We start from the raw sequence: 20,148 nt of genomic DNA, 5'->3' as shown, positions 1-20,148 counted from the left end.
AGATTCCCATGTCACTGTTAGAAATCAAGAATCTCAACGTGCGCTTCGGCGACAAGACTGCCGTGCCGGTGGTCGATGGCCTCGACATTTCGGTCGACAAAGGCGAAGTCCTGGCGATCGTTGGCGAGTCGGGCTCGGGTAAATCCGTGACCATGATGGCGCTGATGGGCCTGATCGAGCACCCCGGCATCGTCACCGCCGACGCGCTGAACTTCGACGGCAAGGACATGCTCAAGCTGAGCAACCGCCAGCGTCGCAAGATCGTCGGCAAAGACCTGGCGATGGTGTTCCAGGACCCGATGACCGCGCTGAACCCCAGCTACACCGTGGGATTCCAGATCGAGGAAGTGCTGCGCCTGCACCTGAAAATGTCCGGCAAGCAAGCGCGCAAGCGTGCCATCGAGTTGCTGGAAAAAGTCGAGATCCCGGGCGCTGCCAGCCGTATGGATGCTTACCCGCACCAACTGTCCGGCGGTATGAGCCAGCGTGTGGCAATCGCCATGGCAATTGCCGGCGAGCCGAAGTTGCTGATCGCCGACGAACCGACCACCGCCCTGGACGTGACCATCCAGGCGCAGATCATGGAACTGCTGCTGGCCCTGCAGAAAGAACAGAACATGGGCCTGGTGCTGATCACCCACGACCTCGCGGTCGTGGCGGAAACCGCCCAGCGCGTGTGCGTGATGTACGCCGGCCAAGCGGTGGAAGTCGGCCAGGTGCCGCAGTTGTTCGACATCCCGGCACACCCGTACAGCGAAGCGTTGCTCAAGGCGATTCCCGAGCACAGCCTCGGCGCCACGCGCCTGGCCACGCTGCCGGGCATCGTTCCCGGCCGTTATGACCGCCCGCAAGGTTGCCTGCTGTCGCCACGTTGCCCGTACGTACGCGACAACTGCCGCAGCGAGCGCCCAGCGCTTGATCCGAAAACCAACAGCCTGGCGCGCTGCTTCTACCCCTTGAACCAGGAGGTGGCGTAATGGCCGTCGTTCTTACCGCCCGCGACCTGACCCGGCACTACGAAGTGTCCCGTGGCCTGTTCAAGGGCCATGCGCTGGTACGCGCGCTCAATGGTGTGTCGTTTGAACTGGAAGCCGGCAAGACCCTCGCCGTGGTCGGCGAGTCGGGTTGCGGCAAGTCCACCCTGGCGCGTGCGTTGACGCTGATCGAAGAGCCGTCTTCGGGCTCGCTGAAAATCGCAGGGCAGGAAGTCGCCGGCGCCGACAAGGCCCAGCGCAAGCAATTGCGCAAAGACGTGCAGATGGTGTTCCAGAGCCCGTATGCCTCGTTGAACCCACGGCAGAAAGTCGGTGACCAGCTCGGCGAGCCGCTGCTGATCAACACCAACCTGTCCGCCGCCGAGCGCCGCGAGAAAGTGCAGGCGATGATGAAGCAAGTGGGCCTGCGCCCCGAGCATTACCAGCGCTACCCGCACATGTTCTCCGGCGGCCAGCGACAGCGTATCGCCCTGGCCCGCGCGATGATGCTGCAACCCAAGGTGCTGGTGGCCGATGAACCGACCTCGGCGCTCGACGTATCGATCCAGGCCCAGGTGCTCAACCTGTTCATGGACCTGCAGCAGGAGTTCAACACCGCCTACGTATTCATCTCCCACAACCTGGCCGTGGTGCAGCATGTGGCCGATGACGTGATGGTGATGTACCTCGGCCGCCCGGTGGAAGTCGGCCCCAAGGAAGACATCTACGCCCGCCCGCTGCACCCGTACACCCAGGCGCTGCTGTCGGCCACCCCGACCATTCATCCGGATCCGAACAAGCCGAAGATCAAAATCGTCGGCGAGTTGCCCAATCCATTGAACCCGCCATCGGGTTGCGCGTTTCACAAGCGCTGCCCGTATGCGACGGCGCGGTGCAGCACCGAGGAACCGCAGTTGCGGCCGTTGGATAACCGCCAGGTTGCGTGCCACTACGCGGAGCAATTCGTCGCCTGAAGATCGTTCCCACGCTCTGCGTGGGAATGCATCACGTGACGCTCCGCGTCACACGACGGGACGCAGAGCGTCCCAGGCGGCATTCCCACGCGGAGCGTGGGAACGATCATTGCGTGATGTAGCGTTCTACAGCCCTTCCCGTCAGGTTGCGCATCAGCCTGGCGGGAGGGGCTTCTTTTTGGGTGGGCGCCGCGCCTCAGGTTTCGCCGTCGTCGAAGGTTTCACTGTCTTCGCCTTCGTTGACGGGATTTTCCGGATCCTTGACGTCTGAAGGCTGGGGCTGCGGTTTCCAACTGCCGGAGTTGACCTCTTGCTGCTTTTTCTTGGTGACGGGGCCGGTGTCTTTCCATTGGGGTGTTCCTGCGCCTGCCTGCGCTGGAAGGGTGGTCAGCGCAAAGGTCACAAGCAAAGCCAGGTGGAGGGCGTAGTGAATATTTCGCACGGTGGTCTCCTTCACAGTCGATGGATGAACGCTAGACCCGATACCGGGTTAGCGCCAATCTCCAACCTGATGGAGATCAATATGTAGGAGCTGGCTTGCCTGCGATAGCGGTGGATCAGCCACCATAGGCTGGCTGCCAGACCGCTATCGCAGCATAGGTAGCTACACAACCTTCAAAGGCAAACAAATCTCCCTGTAGTGAGCGGGCTTGTCCCGCGCTGGGCTGCGAAGCGGCCCCAAACCAGGCGAATTGGTTTTTTCTGAAACTGCGCGGTGCCTTTGTTGGGGCGGCTTCGCAGCCCAGCGCGGGACAAGCCCGCTCACTACAAAAATGTGTAGATACCTATGACTATCGCAGGCAAGCCAGCCCCCACACTGACCGAGGCGCGCCCATGAAAAAGGGCGAAGCCATCACAGCTTCGCCCTCTCATATATCGCTCAGACCTTAGTGATGCTCACGCGTCGCGCGGAATTTCACATCCGGCCAACGCTCTTCCATCAACGCCAGGTTGACCCGCGTCGGCGCCAGGTAGGTCAAGTGCCCACCGCCGTCGATCGCCAGGTTTTCCACGGCCTTGTTGGAAAACTCTTCGAGCTTCTTCTTATCGCTGCAGTCGATCCAGCGCGCGGAGTACACGGTGATGGGCTCGTAGGAGCATTCGACCTTGTATTCCTCTTTCAAACGGCTGGCGACCACATCGAACTGCAGCACACCGACGGCGCCGAGGATGATGTCGTTGCTGCGTTCGGGGAAGAACACCTGGGTGGCGCCCTCTTCCGCCAACTGCTGCAAGCCTTGGCGCAGTTGCTTGGACTTGAGCGGGTCGCGCAGGCGTACGCGGCGGAACAGTTCCGGGGCAAAGTGCGGGATACCGGTGAAGCCCAGCGCTTCGCCTTCGGTGAAGGTGTCGCCGATCTGGATGGTGCCGTGGTTGTGCAGGCCGATGATGTCACCGGCGTAGGCCTCTTCGAGCTGTTCACGCTCGGAGGAGAAGAACGTCAGGGCGTCGCCGATGCGCACGTCCTTGCCGGTGCGCACGTGGCGCATCTTCATGCCTTTTTCGTAGCGGCCGGAGCAGATGCGCATGAAGGCGATGCGGTCGCGGTGCTTGGGGTCCATGTTCGCCTGGATCTTGAACACGAAACCGGTGAACTTCTCTTCAATCGGCTCGACGGTGCGCTCGTTGGCCACACGGGCCAAGGGTTTGGGTGCCCAATCCACCACGGCGTCGAGCACGTGGTCGACGCCGAAGTTGCCCAATGCAGTGCCGAAGAACACCGGGGTCAGTTGACCGTCGAGGAACTCCTGCTGATTGAATTCATGGCAGGCACCCTGCACCAGTTCCAACTGGTCGACGAAGCGGTCGTACTCGTCACCCAGGTGGGCGCGGGCTTCGTCGGAGTCGAGCTTTTCGATGATTTTCACATCGGTGCGTTCGTGGCCATGGCCGGCGGTGTAGACAATGATGTAGTCGTCGGCCAGGTGGTACACGCCCTTGAAGTCGCGGTAGCAACCGATCGGCCAGGTGATCGGCGCGGCCTTGATCTTCAGGACGGCTTCGATTTCATCCAGCAGCTCGATCGGGTCGCGGATGTCGCGGTCGAGTTTGTTGATGAAGCTGACGATGGGCGTGTCACGCAGCCGGCACACGTCCATCAACGCGATGGTGCGTGGCTCGACGCCTTTACCGCCGTCCAGAACCATCAGCGCCGAGTCCACCGCGGTCAGGGTGCGGTAGGTGTCTTCGGAGAAGTCTTCGTGGCCCGGGGTGTCGAGCAGGTTGACCATGTGGTCGCGATACGGGAATTGCATGACCGACGTGGTAATGGAAATACCCCGTTGTTTTTCCATCTCCATCCAGTCGGAGGTGGCATGGCGGTCGGATTTGCGCGACTTCACCGTGCCGGCCACCGCGATCGCCTTGCCCATCAGCAACAGCTTCTCGGTGATGGTGGTTTTACCGGCATCGGGGTGGGAAATAATGGCGAAAGTGCGGCGTTTCGCGACTTCGGCGGCCTGGTGGGTCATGGGAAATCGCCTGGCAGGTGAGTCAAAAAAGGGCGGCGAGTATAGCGCAAACCGGGCGTGCCGGACCACCGTTCACCCGTTTGGGGGTGGCTAAATGCGGCCAAGTGTGGAACCTTTTAAAAGGTGGAGACGTCCATTCCCCTGCCAACGCACTCGTAACAGGGGCTGAAAAATCAGCAAGTTAGCCTGACGGGGCAGCGCTTATGGCTCGAACTCATGCCGCTTTTGACGGCATTGGCGAGCTGCATTTCGCGACCATATTCCGCTGACAGCCAGCCATGGCATGCCACGCGGGAATGTGTTCGTCGACAGAAGAAAAAAGGAGTCCGCCTGTGGCTATTCGCTATGGCAAAGGGCTTATGGGAGGCGCGGTTGTCGTCGCGCTCCTGGCCCTGCTGGTCCACTGGATCGGCATCAATACGATCGAACTGTACCGCGACGATTTAGTGTTTTACCTGCAAGCTCATCTGATCCTGGTTCTTGTCTCCATGCTGGCGGCCCTCGTTGTGGGTATCCCCGCCGGTATCCTGCTCAGCCGGCCGAACATGGTCGGGCGCGCAGAACGCTTCATGCAGATCTTCAACATCGGCAACACCATTCCTCCCCTGGCCGTACTGGCCATCGCCCTCGGTGTCCTCGGCATCGGCAGCGGCCCGGCGATCTTCGCGCTGTTCCTCGCTTCCCTCCTGCCCATCGTGCGTAACACCTACGAAGGCCTGAAAAACGTCCAGGGTTCCCTGAAAGAAGCCGCCACCGGCATCGGCATGACGCCGCGCCAGGTGCTGTTGCGCGTGGAACTGCCCAACGCCGTGCCGATCATCATCGGTGGCGTGCGCGTGGCCCTGGCGATCAACGTCGGTACCGCACCGCTGGCGTTCCTGATTGGCGCCAACAGCCTGGGCAGCCTGATCTTCCCCGGCATCGCCCTGAACAACCAGCCGCAATTGCTGCTCGGCGCCGCGTGCACCGCGCTGCTCGCCTTGTTGCTTGACGGCCTGGTGACCCTGGCCAGCCGCCTCTGGCTGGAACGCGGGTTGCGTGCGTCTTAAGGCCTGCATAGGAATTCACATGAAAAAGCTAAGCTTGATATTAGGCTGCGTCCTGCTGTTTGCAGGCATCGCGCAGGCCGCTGAAAAACCGGTGATCCGCATCGGCGCGCGGGTGTTCACCGAACAGACCCTGCTCGCCGAGATCACGTCCCAGTACCTGCGCACCAAGGGCTATGACGCCCAGATAACCGGCGGCCTGGGCAGCAACCTGGCGCGTAGCGCCCAGGAAAGCGGGCAATTGGACCTGCTCTGGGAATACACCGGGGTTTCTCTGGTGGCCTACAACCATATCGACGAGAAACTCGACAGCGAACAGTCCTACGCACGGGTTAAAGAAATCGACGCGAAAAAAGGCCTGGTCTGGCTCTCGCCGTCGCGCTTCAGCAACACCTACGCCCTGGCCTTGCCCGATAACGTCGCCAAGGAATTCCCGCACATCAACAGCATCAGCGACCTGACCCAAGCCCTGGCGGAAAAAACCAAGGGCACGCGCCTGGTCGCCCTGGACACCGAGTTCGCCAACCGTTCCGACGGCATGGGCGGCATGGTCAAGCTGTACGACATGAATCTGACCCGCAAGAACACCCGGCAGATGGACGCGGGGCTGGTTTACACCGCGCTGCGTAACGGCCAGGTGTTTGCCGGCCTGGTCTACACCACCGACGGTCGCCTCAACGCCTTCAAACTGAAGCTGCTGGAAGACGACAAGCACTACTTCCCGGACTACACCGCCGCGCCGGTGATCCGCCAGGCCTATCTCGACCAGCATCCGCAACTGGCGGCTGAACTCAAGCCGCTGGCCGATCTGTTCGACGACAACACCATGCGCGAGCTGAATGCGCGGGTCGACGTCAACCATGAAAGCCCGTCCGCTGTTGCCGCCGATTTCCTGCGCCAGCATCCGATCAATCAATAAGAGGAAAAGACATGGAATTTCTGAACGCCTTTTCCCATCTTGATTGGGCCCAAGTCCTGCACCTGACCTGGCAGCACATTACGCTGGTCGGCATTGCGGTCATCCTGGCAATCCTCGCAGGCGTGCCCCTGGGCGTGCTGATGACCCGCTTCCCGACCTTGGCCGGCCCGCTGCAAGCCAGCGCCACGGTGTTGCTGACCGTACCCTCCATCGCCCTGTTCGGCCTGCTGTTGCCGTTCTACTCAAAGTTCGGCCAGGGCCTGGGGCCGATGCCGGCGATCACCGCCGTGTTCCTCTACTCCCTGTTGCCGATCATGCGTAACACCTACCTGGCCCTCACCGGCGTGGAACCGGGTATTCGCGAAGCCGCCAAAGGCATCGGCATGACCTTCGGCCAGCGCCTGCGCATGGTCGAGCTGCCGATTGCGGTGCCGGTGATCCTTGCCGGCGTACGTACCGCCGTGGTGATGAACATTGGTGTGATGACCATCGCCGCCACCATCGGCGCCGGTGGCCTGGGTGCACTTATTCTGGCTTCCATCAGCCGCAGCGACATGTCGATGCTGATCGTCGGCGCCGTGCTGGTCAGTCTCCTGGCCATCTTCGCCGACCTGCTCTTGCAATGGCTGCAACGCTCGCTGACTCCAAAAGGATTGCTCAAATGATCGAACTTCAAAACCTGACCAAGACGTTTCAAAGCAACGGCAAGACTGTGTCCGCCGTCAACGACGTAAGCCTGACCGTCAACGAAGGCGAAATTTGCGTATTCCTGGGGCCTTCGGGCTGCGGCAAGAGCACCACGCTGAAAATGATCAACCGCCTGATCAAGCCGACCTCGGGCAAGATCCTGATCAACGGCGAAGACACCACCGACCTCGACGAAGTGACCCTGCGTCGTAACATCGGCTATGTGATCCAGCAGATCGGCCTGTTCCCCAACATGACCATCGAAGAAAACATCGTGGTCGTGCCCAAGCTGCTGGGCTGGGACAAGCAGAAATGCCACGACCGCGCCCGTGAGTTGATGAGCATGATCAAGCTGGAACCCAAGCAGTACCTGCATCGCTATCCGCGTGAACTGTCCGGCGGCCAGCAACAGCGGATCGGCGTGATCCGTGCGCTGGCGGCGGATGCACCGCTGCTGCTGATGGACGAACCGTTCGGCGCGGTCGACCCGATCAACCGCGAGATGATCCAGAACGAGTTCTTCGAGATGCAACGCGCGCTGAACAAGACCGTGATCATGGTCAGCCACGACATAGACGAAGCCATCAAGCTGGGCGACAAGATCGCGATCTTCCGCGCCGGCAAGCTGCTGCAGATCGATCATCCGGACACCCTGCTGGCGCACCCGGCCGATGAATTCGTCAGCAACTTCGTGGGCCAGGACAGCACGCTCAAGCGCCTGCTGCTGGTGAAGGCCGAAGACGCGGCGGACAACGCGCCGTCGGTGAGCCCGGAAACCCCGGTGGCCGAAGCGCTGGAACTGATGGACGAACTGGACCGTCGCTACGTGGTGGTCACCTGTGCCGAGAACAAGGCGCTGGGTTACGTACGACGTCGCGATCTGCACCGTCAGACCGGTACGTGCGGCCAGTACCTGCGCGAGTTCAACGCCACGGCGGCGTATGACGAGCATTTGCGCATCCTGCTGTCGCGCATGTATGAATTCAACCGTTCGTGGTTGCCGGTGATGGATGCGGAGCGGGTGTTCCTCGGGGAAGTCACACAGGAATCGATTGCCGAGTACCTGAGTTCCGGTAAGTCGCGCGGGGGCAAGACCAGTATTGTTTCGCCTGCCGAGACTGCACAGGCCTGATAGACCGCTATCGCGGGCAAGCCCGGCTCCCACCCTGGAGTGCATTTAGCTGTTGGAATGCATTCCCCTGTGGGGGCTGGCTTGCCTGCGATGAAGCCAGCGCAAACCCTCCTGATTTGCCCCGCCCGGGGAACATCATTCCGTCACACCGGTCGGTTACATAAGTAGCTGCACGCGGTCGCGCGACGAACGCGTGCAAAAACGCGACATTTTTAGTTGATCCCACGCCCATCAAGCCCTAAAGTTCGCGCCGAACGTCCATGCTGGAAACGATCCATCCGGCTCAAGTACTGACGACGAGACAGCAAGGCCAAGGGAAGCAGTCATTCCCATGGCCTTTTTGCTTTCGGCGACATGCCTTGGGAAGTAGGCGAACCAAAGTGGGGATACGGAGGACGTTCATTTGCACCCATTGATCAATCCAGTTTGCCCTTAGGAGTCTCCAGCATGTCGATCAACGTCGAAGATTATTTCGCGCGCGCCACCTTTGACAAAATGAAGGCGTTCGCCGACAAACAGGAAACCCCGTTCGTGGTGATCGACACCGCGATGATCAGCCAGGCCTACGATGACCTGCGCGCCGGTTTCGAATTCGCCAAAGTCTATTACGCGGTCAAGGCCAACCCTGCCGTCGAGATCATCGACCTGTTGAAAGACAAGGGTTCGAGCTTCGACATCGCCTCGATCTACGAGCTGGACAAGGTCATGGACCGTGGCGTCAGCGCCGACCGTATCAGCTACGGCAACACCATCAAGAAATCCAAGGACATCCGCTACTTCTACGAGAAAGGCGTGCGCCTGTTCTCCACCGACTCCGAAGCCGACCTGCGCAACATCGCCAAGGCCGCGCCGGGTTCGAAAGTGTATGTGCGCATCCTCACCGAAGGCTCGACCACGGCTGACTGGCCGCTGTCGCGCAAGTTCGGCTGCCAGACCGACATGGCCATGGACCTGCTGATCCTGGCCCGTGACCTGGGCCTGGTGCCGTATGGCATTTCGTTCCACGTCGGTTCGCAACAGCGCGACATCAGCGTGTGGGACGCGGCGATCGCCAAGGTCAAAGTGATCTTCGAACGCTTGAAGGAAGAAGACAACATCCACCTCAAGCTGATCAACATGGGCGGCGGCTTCCCGGCCAACTACATCACCCGTACCAACAGCCTGGAAACCTACGCCCAGGAGATCATCCGTTTCCTCAAGGAAGACTTCGGCGACGACCTGCCGGAAATCATCCTGGAGCCGGGCCGTTCGTTGATCGCCAACGCCGGCATCCTGGTCAGCGAAGTGGTGCTGGTGGCGCGCAAGTCGCGTACTGCCGTCGAGCGTTGGGTATACACGGACGTGGGCAAGTTCTCCGGCCTGATCGAAACCATGGACGAAGCCATCAAGTTCCCGATCTGGACCGAGAAGAAAGGCGAGATGGAAGAAGTGGTCATCGCCGGTCCTACCTGCGACAGCGCCGACATCATGTACGAAAACTACAAGTACGGCCTGCCGCTGAACCTGGCGATCGGTGACCGCTTGTACTGGTTGTCGACCGGCGCGTACACCACCAGCTACAGCGCGGTTGAGTTCAATGGCTTTCCGCCGTTGAAGTCGTTTTACGTATAAACGCAACGGCAAGCAAAAGCCCACGACCTGTCGTGGGCTTTTTTGTGCTTAAAAGGAATGTTTCTCGACAAGGCACGGCATAATGCGCGCCCTGTCCTACATATTCAGATAGACGAGGCCGTCAGACGTGTTGAAGAAAACCCTGTTCCAGTTGCACTGGTTCTTCGGCATTACCGCCGGACTGGTGCTGGCCTTGATGGGGATCACCGGGGCTGCGGTCTCGTTTCAGGATGAAATACTGCGCGCGCTGAACCCGAGCGTGCTGAGCGTGGAGAAACGCGAAGCCGGGGTACTGCCGCCTGCCGAACTGGTGCGCAAGCTGGAGGCCAGCGCAGGCCAGACCGTCTCACGGCTCTGGGTGGAAAGCGAAAGCGGCAACGCCGCGCGGGTGCTCTTCACCTCAGCGGCGGGTGAGCCGCGCGCCCCGTTGCGCTACTTCGACCCCTACACCGGCAACTTCGTGGGCGAGGTCGTTGGCCAGGACCTGTTCGAGTTTATCCTGCAGTTTCATCGTTTCCTGGTCATGGGCGAAACCGGCCGGCAGATCACCGGCGCCTGCACGCTGATCCTGGTGTTCTTCTGTCTGTCCGGCTTGTACCTGCGCTGGCCGCGCCAAGTGGCGAGTTGGCGAGCCTGGTTGGCCGTGGACTGGCGTAAGAAGGGCCGCAGCTTCAACTGGGACCTGCACTCGGTGTTCGGCACCTGGTGCCTGCTGGCCTACCTGCTGTCGGCACTGACCGGCCTGACCTGGTCCTACGATTGGTACAGCCAGGGCCTGATCCGATTGCTCGCCGACGCGCCACAGAACGAACGGGTGCGCAAGCGCGGCCCGACGCCGGAGGGCGCGGCGCAAGTGGCCAACTACGACGCGATCTGGAGCAGCATCTACAGCAACGCCGGCCCAGGCTTGAGCGCCTATAACATCCGCATGCCAGCCGTCGCCGGGCAACCGGCCACCGTCTACTACCTGCTGAAAGATTCGCCCCATGATCGCGCCGTGAACCAGATCAATCTGGATCCGGCCACCGGCGAGGTCACTGCCCACGACAGGTATGCCAGCAAGTCACTCGGTTCCCGGCTGCTGACCAGCGTGTACGCGCTGCACACTGGCAGTTACTTTGGCCTCGCGGGGCGGATCATTCTCACGCTCAGCTCGGTGCTGATGCCCTTGTTCTTTATCACCGGCTGGTTGCTGTACCTGGACCGTCGGCGCAAAAAACGCCAGGTGCGTGATGCGCGTAAAGGCCTCACGCCCCACACCTGCGATGCCCCTGCCTGGCTGATCGGTTTTGCCAGCCAGAGCGGTTTTGCCGAGCAATTGGCCTGGCAGACCGCCGGCCAATTGCAGGCGGCCGGTTTGCCGGTGAAGGTGCAGCCTTTGGGCAGCGTCAGCCAGGACGACCTGCGCCAGTCGGAAAATGCGCTGTTTGTGGTCAGCACCTTCGGCGACGGCGAAGCCCCGGACAACGCCCGTGGTTTTGAGCGCAGCGTGCTCGGGCAGGACCTGTCGCTCAAGGGCCTGAACTACTCGGTGCTGGCACTGGGCGATCGCCAGTACGAACACTTTTGCGGCTTTGCCCGACGCCTGAGTTTCTGGCTGACCAACCAGGGTGGCAACCCGTTGTTCGCCCCCGTGGAAGTGGACAGCGGCGACACCACGGCGCTGCTGCACTGGCAACAGCAGCTCGGGCAACTGACCGGCCACGCACCCGCAGCGGCCTGGCCGATTGCACAGTATGAAAACTGGACACTGAGCCAACGCCGCTTGCTCAACCCCGGCAGCAGCGGCTCGCCAGTCTATCTGCTCGGCCTCAGCTCGCCATCGCCACACCGTTGGCACGCTGGCGACCTGGTGGAAGTGCTGCCACGCAATTGCGCCTGGGCCATCGAACACTTCCTCGAAGGCCTGGGCCTGGCCGGCAGCGACGGCGTACTGATCGACGGCATGCCGCAGACGCTCGACCAGGCCCTGGCCACGCGCCAACTGCCGGACAACCGCGCCCATCTGGTGGGTCTGCACGCTCAGGCCCTGGCAAACGCGCTGGTGCCCCTGGGCATGCGCGAATACTCCATCGCCTCGATCGCAAGCGAAGGCGTGCTGGAGCTGATCGTACGCCAGGAACGCCATCCCGACGGCAGCCTGGGTGTGGCCAGCGGCTGGCTCACCGAGCACGCCGCCCTGGGTTCGAGCATCAGCCTGCGCCTGCGCCGCAACAGTGGTTTCCACCTGCCGGACGCCCCGGCGCCGCTGATCCTGGTGGGCAACGGCACCGGCCTGGCCGGCCTGCGCAGTTTGCTCAAGGCACGCATTGCCGACGGCCAGCAGCGCAATTGGCTGCTGTTTGGTGAACGCAATATCGCCCATGACTTCCTGTGCCAGGACGAGCTGCAAGGCTGGTTGGCCAGCGGTGATCTGGCGTTGCTGGACCTGGCGTTTTCCCGCGATCAGGCGGAGAAAATCTACGTGCAGGACCGCCTGCGCGAATCAGCCGAGGTGTTGCGCAAGTGGCTCAACGAAGGCGCGGCGATTTACGTGTGCGGGAGTTTGCAGGGGATGGCGGCCGGGGTGGATCGGGCGCTGGTGGACATAGTGGGGAGCGAGGCCGTGGAGCGGTTGATCGAACAAGGTCGCTATCGCCGGGATGTGTATTGATACTTTTGTTAGCGCTGAAGACCCCATGTGGGAGCGGGCTTGCTCGCGAATGCGGCGTGTCAGTCACTTGTGATGTAACTGACCCATCGCATTCGCGAGCAAGCCCGCTCCCACAGTTTTGATCGCATTCCAAATCAGGTGGGTTGCAGTTTTTGCTCGAACACCGAGACGCCATCCAAGTCGCGCAAAATCACGGTCAACTCCGCCGTCTGCCCATCAATCTGCACCTCGCCAAAAAACTGAAACCCCGCAAACGGTGAACTGTTCTGCGCCGGTGGCGCTTTTTCGAACACCACCTGCGGCCCGAAGGTCTTATCCAGCGGATTGGGCCCAAAACTCCCCGCGTTCAGCGGCCCGGCGACAAACTCCCAGAACGGCTCGAAATCCTGGAAGGCCGCGCGGTCCGGGTGGTAATGATGCGCCGCGCAGTAGTGCACATCCGCCGTCAGCCACACATGGTTGCGCACCTGTTGTGCCCTTAGAAAGCCCAGCAATTCGGCGATTTCCACCTCACGGCCTTGCGGCGCACCCGGCTCGCCGTTGGCGATCGCCTCCCAGCGCGGCACGCCGGGGCTCACTTCGCCGTCGGGCACGCCAAGGCCGATGGGCATGTCGGCGGCGATGACTTTCCACTGCGCCTGGGAGGCTTTGAGTTCGCGCTTGAGCCAGTCCAGTTGCTCGCGACCGAGGAAGGCTTTCTCAGCGCCCAGGTTGTCATCGTTGGGCCCGCGATAGCTGCGCATGTCGAGCACGAACACATCCAGCAGCGGGCCATAGCCGAGCTTGCGATAGATCCGCCCGCCGCCGTCGGCGCTTTGCCGACGCATCGGCGAGTACTCCAGCCACGCCTGGCGCGCGCGGCCCACCAAGGTGTTGATGTCCTTGACCTGGTAGCGCTCATCGAGCTGCTTGCTCGGCGACCAGTTGTTCACCACTTCATGGTCGTCCCACTGCCAGATCTGCGGCACTTCGGCGTTGAAGCGACGCACGTTTTCATCCATCAGGTTGTAGCGGTAGTTGCCGCGATAGTCGTCGAGGGTCTGCGCGACTTTGCTCTTGGCTTCGGTGGTGATATTGCGCCAGATGCGCCCGCCTTCGGTGGCCAGTTGCGCCGGCACCGGGCCGTCGGCGTAGATGGTGTCGCCGCTGTGGATAAAAAAGTCCGGCAGGCGCAGGCGCATGGCTTCGTAGATGCGCATGCCGCCGATGTCCGGGTTGATGCCGAAGCCTTGGCCGACCGTGTCGCCGCTCCACACAAAACGGATGTCGCGGCGCTGTTGCGGCACGCTGCGCAAGTGGCCGAACCAGGGTTCGCTGGGGATGCCGGTCTGGGCATCTTCGAAGTGCACGCGGTAGAAAATCGCCTGGTCGGTGGGCAGCCCGGTGAGTTCGACGCGGGCGGTAAAGTCAGTGCGGTTGTCGGCCAGGGGCGAGACGAATCGGCGGGGGTTGCTGAACGCGCTGCGGGTGTCCCACTCCACCACCATGCGCGCCGGGCGGTCGCTGCGGCTCCAGATCATGGCGCGGTCGCCGAGCAGGTCACCGGACTGCACGCCGTCGGTGAGTTGCGGCCGGTCCTTGACCGAGGCGATCACCGCCGGCGCCAGGCCCGGCAGTAACAGACCGGCGCCAACGGCTTGCATCACGCGGCGACGGCCAAGATCGAAGTGGCTCATGCGGGTGCCCTCTTGAGGATCAAAAGGGAGACTTAAGCATGTGCGCATGAATCAGAGATGACACTACCCTGTGGGAGCTGGCTTGCCTGCGATAGCCATAGGTATCTACACAACTTTCAAAGGCTGACAAATTTCCCTGTAGTGAGCGGGCTTGTCCCGCGCTGGGTGGCGAAGCCGCCCCAATAAAGACGCCGCGGGGTTTCAGACAAACCCAATTCGCCTGGTTTGGGGCCGCTTCGCAGCCCAGCGCGGGCGGTGCGACGATTCGCCAAGCCCGCTCACTACAAAAATGTGTAGATACCCATGCTGCGATAGCGGTGTATCAGTAACAAATGTGCAAGCTGACCCACCGCTATCGCAGGCAAGCCAGCTCCCACATTTTTACGCGGGTGTGACCGCCAGCTCCACCGCTTCCGGCCGCTTGATCAGCGCATACACCAGCCCGGTCAGCAGGCTACCGGCGACAATCGCCAGCAGGTACAGCAGCGCGTGGTTCATCGCATTCGGAATCACCAGTACAAACAAGCCGCCATGGGGCGCCGCCAGTTTGCAGCCGAAGTACATCGACAGGGCACCGGTCAAGGCGCCGCCGGCAATGCTGGCCGGGATCACGCGCAGCGGGTCCTTGGCGGCAAACGGAATCGCGCCCTCGGAGATAAAGCACATGCCGAGGATCATCGCCGCCTTGCCCGCCTCACGCTCAGTCTGGGCGAACTTGCGTCGCGCCAGGAACGTGGCGATGCCCATGCCAATCGGCGGCACCATGCCGGCCGCCATGGTCGCCGCCATCGGCGCGCCACTGGACGCCGCCAGCAACCCGACGGAAAACGCATACGCCGCCTTGTTGATCGGCCCGCCCAGGTCGACACACATCATGCCGCCCAACAGAACACCCAGCAGCACTGCGTTGGTGGTGCCCATGGTGGCAAGGAAGTCGGTGAGGCCGGTAAGCATGCGCGCCACAGGCGGGCCCACCAGATAGATCATCGCCAGGCCCGTGAACAGGCTCGCCAGCAACGGAATGATCAGGATCGGCTTGAGCGCCTCCAGGCTCTGGGGCAACTTCACCGCGCGCGTGATCAGCTTGACGCAGTAACCGGCGAGGAAACCGGCGAAGATCCCGCCAATAAACCCCGCCCCCAAGGTGCCGGCCAGCAAGCCGCCGATCATGCCGGGCGCAATGCCGGGACGGTCGGCAATCGAGTAGGCGATGTAACCCGCCAGCAACGGCACCATCAACATGAATGCGCGGTCACCCACGGTTTTCAGCGCCGCCGCCAGGGTGCCTTCCTGTTCAAATGCGTGGATGCCGAACACGAACGACAGGGCAATCAACAACCCGCCCGCCACCACCATCGGCAACATGAACGACACGCCCGTAAGCAAATGCTTGTACACGCCGGTCTTTTCTTTCTTGGCCACCGCACCGCCGGCTGCGCTCTCCACCGCACCTTCGGCGAGGGCCTTGTTGAGCGTGGCTTCGGATTGCTTGAGGGCAATGCCGGTGCCGCAGCGGTAGATCTTCTTGCCGGCAAAGCGCTCGGTGGCGACTTCGATATCGGCCGCCAGCAACACCACGTCGGCGTCGGCGATGGCTTGCGGGCTCAACGGCGTGCGCGCCCCCACCGAGCCCTGGGTCTCGACCTGCAAGTCGTAGCCCAAGCGCTTGGCCGTCTGCTGCAAGGCTTCGGCGGCCATGAACGTGTGGGCCACACCGGTAGGGCATGCGGTAATCGCAACGATACGCGGCGCCTGCTTGGCCGCCTCCTGCGGTGCCACATACACCTGCGCCTCTTCGGCGCCGCGACGCAACACTGCGTCAACGTCCGCCAACGCCTGGGCCGGAGTAGTCTGGAACACGCGCTTGCCGACAAACCGCTGCATATCTACCGGCGTGCTGCTGACCAGCAGCACCCATTCGGCGTCGTCGAGGGTGGCCTGGGACAGCTGGCGTTCCGGGCGCTGCACATCCACCACTTCAACACTGGTGTGCAGGCCCATGCGCTGTGCGGCGGCGTCCAGCAAGCGGGCGCACAGCACACTGGTGACCATGCCGTTCGGGCAGGCGGTAACAATGGCTAACTTCATCACAAACCCTCTTATTGTTCTGTCAGCGTGCGTATTTGGACGCCGCTTTCGAGGCGCGCCAATTGCGCGTCATCGCCGATACCAAAGCCAATCTGCGTCACCGCCATCGCGGCAATCGCCGTGGCGCGGCGCAGGGTGTGCTCCGGTGTATCGCCACTGAGCAAACCGTGCAGCATCCCGGCCAGCAGCGAGTCGCCGGCGCCTACGGTACTGGCCACCTCCACCTTGGGCGGCGTGGCATGCAGCGTTGCACCCGAGCTGTACCAGGTCACGCCCGCGGCACCGTCGGAAACCACCACATGTTCCACGCCCTGTTGATGCAGTTGATTGATTGCATCGGTGGGGTTACCAAGGACTTCGGCCAGCTCTTCGGTGTTGGGCTTGACCAGCCACGGGCCGGCCAGCAGACCCGCGCGCAACGCTTCGCCGCTGGTGTCCAGGGCGACTTTCAAGCCGAGGTCTTTCAACTGTTGCAGCATTGCTTGAAACCACTGCGCACTGACGCCGCGCGGCAAGCTGCCGGCGACCACCACCGCATCGAACTCAGGCCCGATGCTCGCGATCATCTTGAGCAAGTCCTTTTGTGCCCGCTCACTCACCAGCGGCCCTGGCGCATTGATATCGGTGACCCGGCCATCCTGTTCGGCAATCTTGATATTGCTGCGGGTTTCGCCGGGCACGCGGATGAACGCGTCGCCAAAGCCGCGACGGGCGATCAGCGCATCGAACGCCTCGGGGTTCGCCGCACCGAGAAAACCGCCCACGCTCAGGTGATGGCCGAGGTCTGCCAAGACCTGCGCCACGTTCACACCCTTGCCGGCGGCATGGGTCAGCAGGGTTTCGCTGCGATTGACTGCGCCGGGTTCAAGGTGCGGCAGGCGCACGGTCAGGTCCAACGCCGGGTTCAGCGTCAGGGTCAGGATATGTGCCATCTACACGGCCTCCACTAGGGCACGCACTTCGGCGGGCGAGCCCACCGCGAGTGCTTTTTGCGCCAGGCCCTGGGCCTGGCTCAGGCTGAATTCGCGCACGCGCGCCTTCACTTCGGGAATGCTGCGGGCCGACACGCTCAACTCATCCACACCCAGGCCGATCAGCACCGGCACCGCCAGCGGGTCCGCCGCCAGCTCACCGCAAACACCGACCCATTTGCCATGGGCGTGAGCGGCGCGCACGGTGATGTCGATCAGTTGCAGGACCGCCGGGTGCAAGCCATCAGCTTGGGCGGACAAGGTCGGGTGACCACGGTCGATGGCCAGGGTGTACTGGGTCAGGTCGTTGGTGCCGACGCTGAAGAAGTCCACCTCCTTGGCCAGCACCGGCGCAAGCAAGGCGGCCGATGGTACCTCGATCATGATGCCCAGTTGCAGGTCCGCCACCGGGATTTCCAGGCGCAGGCGCTCGGTCATGTCGCGGGCCGCACGCCATTCATCAACGCTGCCGACCATGGGGAACATGATGCGCAGCGGGCGGTTGTCCGCCGAACGCAGCAGTGCGCGCAATTGCGCTTCCATGATCTGCGGGCGTTGCAAGGTCAGACGAATGCCGCGCACGCCGAGGAAGGGGTTTTCCTCCTCGGCAATCGGCCAGTAAGGCAGCGGTTTATCGCCGCCCACATCAAGGGTGCGCACCACCAGCGGACGACCGCCAAGGCCGTCAAGAACGCGGCGGTACTCGGCTTCCTGGGTGGCTTCGTCCGGCGCTTGCGGGTGAGCCATGAAAATCAGTTCGGTGCGCAGCAAGCCAATGCCTTCGGCCCCCTGCTCCACCGCGCCGGCGACACCGGCGCTTTCACCGATGTTGGCGAACACTTCCACGGCGTGGCCGTCGCGGGTCAGCGCCGGTTCATGGCGCTGCTTGGCGGCGGCCTGCAGGCGTTGTTCGCGGGTATCGCGCTCGACCGTGGCGCGTTGCAGGGTGGCGGCGTCGGGGTCCACATGCAGGCGGCCGCGCTGGCCGTCGAGCAGCAGTGGCGTGCCGGAGGCCAGCAGCAAGACCGCCGGGCCGGCGCCGACCAGGGCCGGAATGCCAAGGGCACGGGCGACGATGGCACTGTGGGCGGTAGCGCCACCACGGGCGGTGAGAATGCCGGCCACGCGCGCGGGATCAAGCCGCGCAACGTCGGACGGGCCGACTTCGTCCATCACCAGGATGTAAGGCTCGCCGGGTTCCGGGGCGGTTTCAACACCGCACAGTTGCGCCAATACCCGGCGGCCGATATCCCGCAGGTCGGCGGCGCGCTCGGCGAGCAAGGCATCCTGCAGCGACTCCTGTTGCTTGGCGGCCGCTTCGATCACACTCATCCACGCCGCTTGCGCGCTCTCCCCCTGCTTGAGGCGGGTGTCGACTTCATCGGTGAGTTCCGGGTCGTCGAGCATTTCCTGGTGGGTGATGAAAATTTCGCGGATGGCCTTGGCGGGGTTGCGTTCGATCAGGCCCTGGATATCCCGACGCACCTCGGCCAGGGCGCTTTGCAGGCGCTGGCGTTCAATCGCCGAGGACTCGCCACGCAGCGGGTATTCGAAGACTTGCTGAACCTGGATATGCGCAGGGCCGATGGCAATGCCCGGCGCGGCGGCGATGGCCTGGACCTGGCTACCGGCCTGCGGCGCGCTGAGCAGCGGCTCGATATCGAGCACTTGCGGCTGTTCGCTCAGGGTCGGCAGCGGCTCGACGTCTTCACCGAGGCCTTCTTGCACCGCGGCCAGCAACGCGGGCAGTGCGTCATCGGCAATCGTCGGCTCGGCGACAAATTCCAGCACCTGGCCACGCCGCGCGCCGAGGCTCAGCAGCTTGCTCAGGCTTTTGACCGACACCGCGCCCACCGGGCCATCGACGATGCGCACGCGGATATCGCCTTCAAAGCTTTTCGCCAATTGCGCCAGGATCTTCGCAGGGCGCGCATGCAGGCCGTGGGCGTTGGCCAGGGTGATGCGCGCGCTGGGCCAATCCGGCGGCAGTTCGCCGCCCAGCACTTCGAGCACCGCGCGGCTGCTGGTGGCGCGGCCGAGTTCCTGGCCGCGACCCTCAATCAGCAAGGCGCACAGGCGTTCCAGCAGCGTCTGGTGGGCCTCACCGAGGCTAGCCAGGCAGAACAGGCCATTGAGCGGCTGGCCGAGGTAGCGCATGGGCTTGTCCGGGGTGACGAACGCCAGGCCCGGACGCTTGACCGTTTGCTCGCTGTGCAACCACCACAGGCCATCGCCCAGGGGCAGCGCGTCGACCTGCTGCAACACGGCGGCGAAACCGTTGCTCACACAATCGGCCTGGCGCAACAGCCGTGCGCCGCGCCATACCAACTCTTCGAAGTCATCGGCGGACACGCCCAGGCTGATCATCTGCGCATCCAGCGCCAGTTCCTGCGGCGCGCCCTGCAGCAATTTCAGCAGCGCTTCGGCCGTTCCGGCACGGCGCAGTGCCTGGCCCAGGTCGGTTTCGCCGAGTGCACGGGTGAGCAGTTGCAGCAGGCGCAGGTGTTCGTCGGATTTGGCGGCAATGCCGATGGCCAGGTACACGATCTGGCCGTCGCCCCAGTCCACCCCTTCGGGGAACTGCAGCAGGCGCACGCCGGTGGAGAATACCTGGTCGCGGGTTTCGGGGGTGCCGTGGGGGATGGCGATACCTTGGCCGAGAAAAGTCGAGCCTTGGGCTTCACGGGCTTGCAAGCCGCTCAGGTAACCCTCGGCGACCAGGCCGTCGGCCACCAGTTTTTCAGCGAGCAGGTGCAAGGCAGCAGATTTATCCACAGCCACCTGGCCCATGGAAATCTGCTCTACAGTGAGCTCAAGCATGCCGTTCTCCTAGTTAGTGCGGTCGTGCACTAGGTATTGTTTTAAACAAACAGTGTAAGGGGTGTTCAAAATAACTGACCGAGCAGTCGATGGGCAGTAGCCACTCAGTCGCGAACGTCGTAAAAA

14 protein-coding genes are annotated in these 20,148 nt (G+C 62.7%); 8 read left to right on the top strand and 6 right to left on the bottom strand.

The annotated features are described in order from the left end of the window. Positions 1–8: 8 nt before the first annotated feature. Both BLL36_RS09140 and BLL36_RS09135 read left to right on the top strand, forming a co-directional pair. Entirely contained in the window at positions 9–977 is a 969-nt protein-coding gene (locus BLL36_RS09140; RefSeq protein ID WP_076951130.1) for an ABC transporter ATP-binding protein, read from the top strand. Beyond that, entirely contained in the window at positions 977–1,948 is a 972-nt protein-coding gene (locus BLL36_RS09135) for a peptide ABC transporter ATP-binding protein (RefSeq protein WP_076951129.1), read from the top strand. The genes BLL36_RS09140 and BLL36_RS09135 overlap by 1 nt, the downstream gene beginning before the upstream one ends. Before the next feature lie 196 nt (positions 1,949–2,144). Here BLL36_RS09135 and BLL36_RS09130 read toward each other — a convergent pair whose 3' ends face one another. After that, a complete protein-coding gene (locus BLL36_RS09130; RefSeq protein WP_090219927.1) occupies positions 2,145–2,390 on the bottom strand; it encodes a hypothetical protein in 246 nt (81 codons plus the stop codon). A gap of 445 nt (positions 2,391–2,835) precedes the next feature. After that, a complete protein-coding gene (locus BLL36_RS09125) occupies positions 2,836–4,419 on the bottom strand; it encodes a peptide chain release factor 3 (protein WP_076951128.1) in 1,584 nt (527 codons plus the stop codon). A 359-nt stretch (positions 4,420–4,778) separates the two neighbouring features. Between BLL36_RS09125 and BLL36_RS09120 the strand changes: the two genes are divergently transcribed. The 6 genes from BLL36_RS09120 to BLL36_RS09095 all read left to right on the top strand — a co-directional run bounded on the left by BLL36_RS09120 (position 4,779) and on the right by BLL36_RS09095 (position 12,467). Next, positions 4,779–5,468, top strand: a complete 690-nt coding sequence (locus BLL36_RS09120) for an ABC transporter permease (protein ID WP_178114967.1) — start codon at positions 4,779–4,781, stop codon at positions 5,466–5,468. Positions 5,469–5,487: 19 nt separating this feature from the next. After that, on the top strand, positions 5,488–6,384 hold the full coding sequence (locus BLL36_RS09115) for a glycine betaine ABC transporter substrate-binding protein (protein WP_076951126.1): 897 nt from the start codon (positions 5,488–5,490) through the stop codon (positions 6,382–6,384). Between the two features lie 11 nt (positions 6,385–6,395). Beyond that, positions 6,396–7,049, top strand: a complete 654-nt coding sequence (locus tag BLL36_RS09110) for an ABC transporter permease (RefSeq protein ID WP_076951125.1) — start codon at positions 6,396–6,398, stop codon at positions 7,047–7,049. Continuing rightward, a complete protein-coding gene (locus BLL36_RS09105) occupies positions 7,046–8,203 on the top strand; it encodes an osmoprotectant ABC transporter ATP-binding protein OsmV (RefSeq protein WP_076951124.1) in 1,158 nt (385 codons plus the stop codon). Before BLL36_RS09110 ends, BLL36_RS09105 begins: the two co-directional genes overlap by 4 nt. A gap of 447 nt (positions 8,204–8,650) precedes the next feature. Further along, on the top strand, positions 8,651–9,814 hold the full coding sequence (locus BLL36_RS09100; RefSeq protein ID WP_049710035.1) for a type III PLP-dependent enzyme: 1,164 nt from the start codon (positions 8,651–8,653) through the stop codon (positions 9,812–9,814). A 127-nt stretch (positions 9,815–9,941) separates the two neighbouring features. Next, entirely contained in the window at positions 9,942–12,467 is a 2,526-nt protein-coding gene (locus BLL36_RS09095; RefSeq protein WP_076951123.1) for a PepSY domain-containing protein, read from the top strand. Between the two features lie 134 nt (positions 12,468–12,601). Here the strand turns inward: BLL36_RS09095 and BLL36_RS09090 are convergent, their stop codons facing one another. From BLL36_RS09090 to ptsP, 4 genes are all read right to left on the bottom strand, one after another. Continuing rightward, positions 12,602–14,143: an alkaline phosphatase D family protein gene (locus BLL36_RS09090; RefSeq protein WP_076951122.1), complete on the bottom strand. Its 1,542-nt coding sequence runs from the start codon at positions 14,141–14,143 to the stop codon at positions 12,602–12,604. Positions 14,144–14,524: 381 nt separating this feature from the next. Further along, positions 14,525–16,231: a PTS fructose-like transporter subunit IIB gene (locus BLL36_RS09085; protein ID WP_076951121.1), complete on the bottom strand. Its 1,707-nt coding sequence runs from the start codon at positions 16,229–16,231 to the stop codon at positions 14,525–14,527. An 11-nt stretch (positions 16,232–16,242) separates the two neighbouring features. Further along, positions 16,243–17,163, bottom strand: a complete 921-nt coding sequence (gene pfkB / locus BLL36_RS09080) for a 1-phosphofructokinase (RefSeq protein ID WP_076951120.1) — start codon at positions 17,161–17,163, stop codon at positions 16,243–16,245. After that, entirely contained in the window at positions 17,164–20,022 is a 2,859-nt protein-coding gene (gene ptsP / locus BLL36_RS09075; RefSeq protein ID WP_076951119.1) for a phosphoenolpyruvate--protein phosphotransferase, read from the bottom strand. Positions 20,023–20,148: the final 126 nt, after the last annotated feature.

This window comes from Pseudomonas cedrina subsp. cedrina (assembly GCF_001983175.1).
GTDB lineage: Bacteria > Pseudomonadota > Gammaproteobacteria > Pseudomonadales > Pseudomonadaceae > Aquipseudomonas > Aquipseudomonas cedrina.
Note: the sequence above shows the minus strand (reverse complement) of the source record. Positions and strands in the feature narration are given on the sequence as shown.

Excerpts from the sequence above, each read along its gene's own strand:
- BLL36_RS09140 (WP_076951130.1), top strand. The coding sequence starts at position 9 with ATGTCACTGTTAGAAATCAAGAATCTCAACGTGCGCTTCGGCGACAAG.
- BLL36_RS09135 (WP_076951129.1), top strand. The coding sequence starts at position 977 with ATGGCCGTCGTTCTTACCGCCCGCGACCTGACCCGGCACTACGAAGTG.
- BLL36_RS09125 (WP_076951128.1), bottom strand. The coding sequence starts at position 4,419 with ATGACCCACCAGGCCGCCGAAGTCGCGAAACGCCGCACTTTCGCCATT.
- BLL36_RS09120 (WP_178114967.1), top strand. The coding sequence starts at position 4,779 with ATGGGAGGCGCGGTTGTCGTCGCGCTCCTGGCCCTGCTGGTCCACTGG.
- BLL36_RS09115 (WP_076951126.1), top strand. The coding sequence starts at position 5,488 with ATGAAAAAGCTAAGCTTGATATTAGGCTGCGTCCTGCTGTTTGCAGGC.
- BLL36_RS09110 (WP_076951125.1), top strand. The coding sequence starts at position 6,396 with ATGGAATTTCTGAACGCCTTTTCCCATCTTGATTGGGCCCAAGTCCTG.
- BLL36_RS09105 (WP_076951124.1), top strand. The coding sequence starts at position 7,046 with ATGATCGAACTTCAAAACCTGACCAAGACGTTTCAAAGCAACGGCAAG.
- BLL36_RS09100 (WP_049710035.1), top strand. The coding sequence starts at position 8,651 with ATGTCGATCAACGTCGAAGATTATTTCGCGCGCGCCACCTTTGACAAA.
- BLL36_RS09090 (WP_076951122.1), bottom strand. The coding sequence starts at position 14,143 with ATGAGCCACTTCGATCTTGGCCGTCGCCGCGTGATGCAAGCCGTTGGC.
- BLL36_RS09085 (WP_076951121.1), bottom strand. The coding sequence starts at position 16,231 with ATGAAGTTAGCCATTGTTACCGCCTGCCCGAACGGCATGGTCACCAGT.
- pfkB (WP_076951120.1), bottom strand. The coding sequence starts at position 17,163 with ATGGCACATATCCTGACCCTGACGCTGAACCCGGCGTTGGACCTGACC.
- ptsP (WP_076951119.1), bottom strand. The coding sequence starts at position 20,022 with ATGCTTGAGCTCACTGTAGAGCAGATTTCCATGGGCCAGGTGGCTGTG.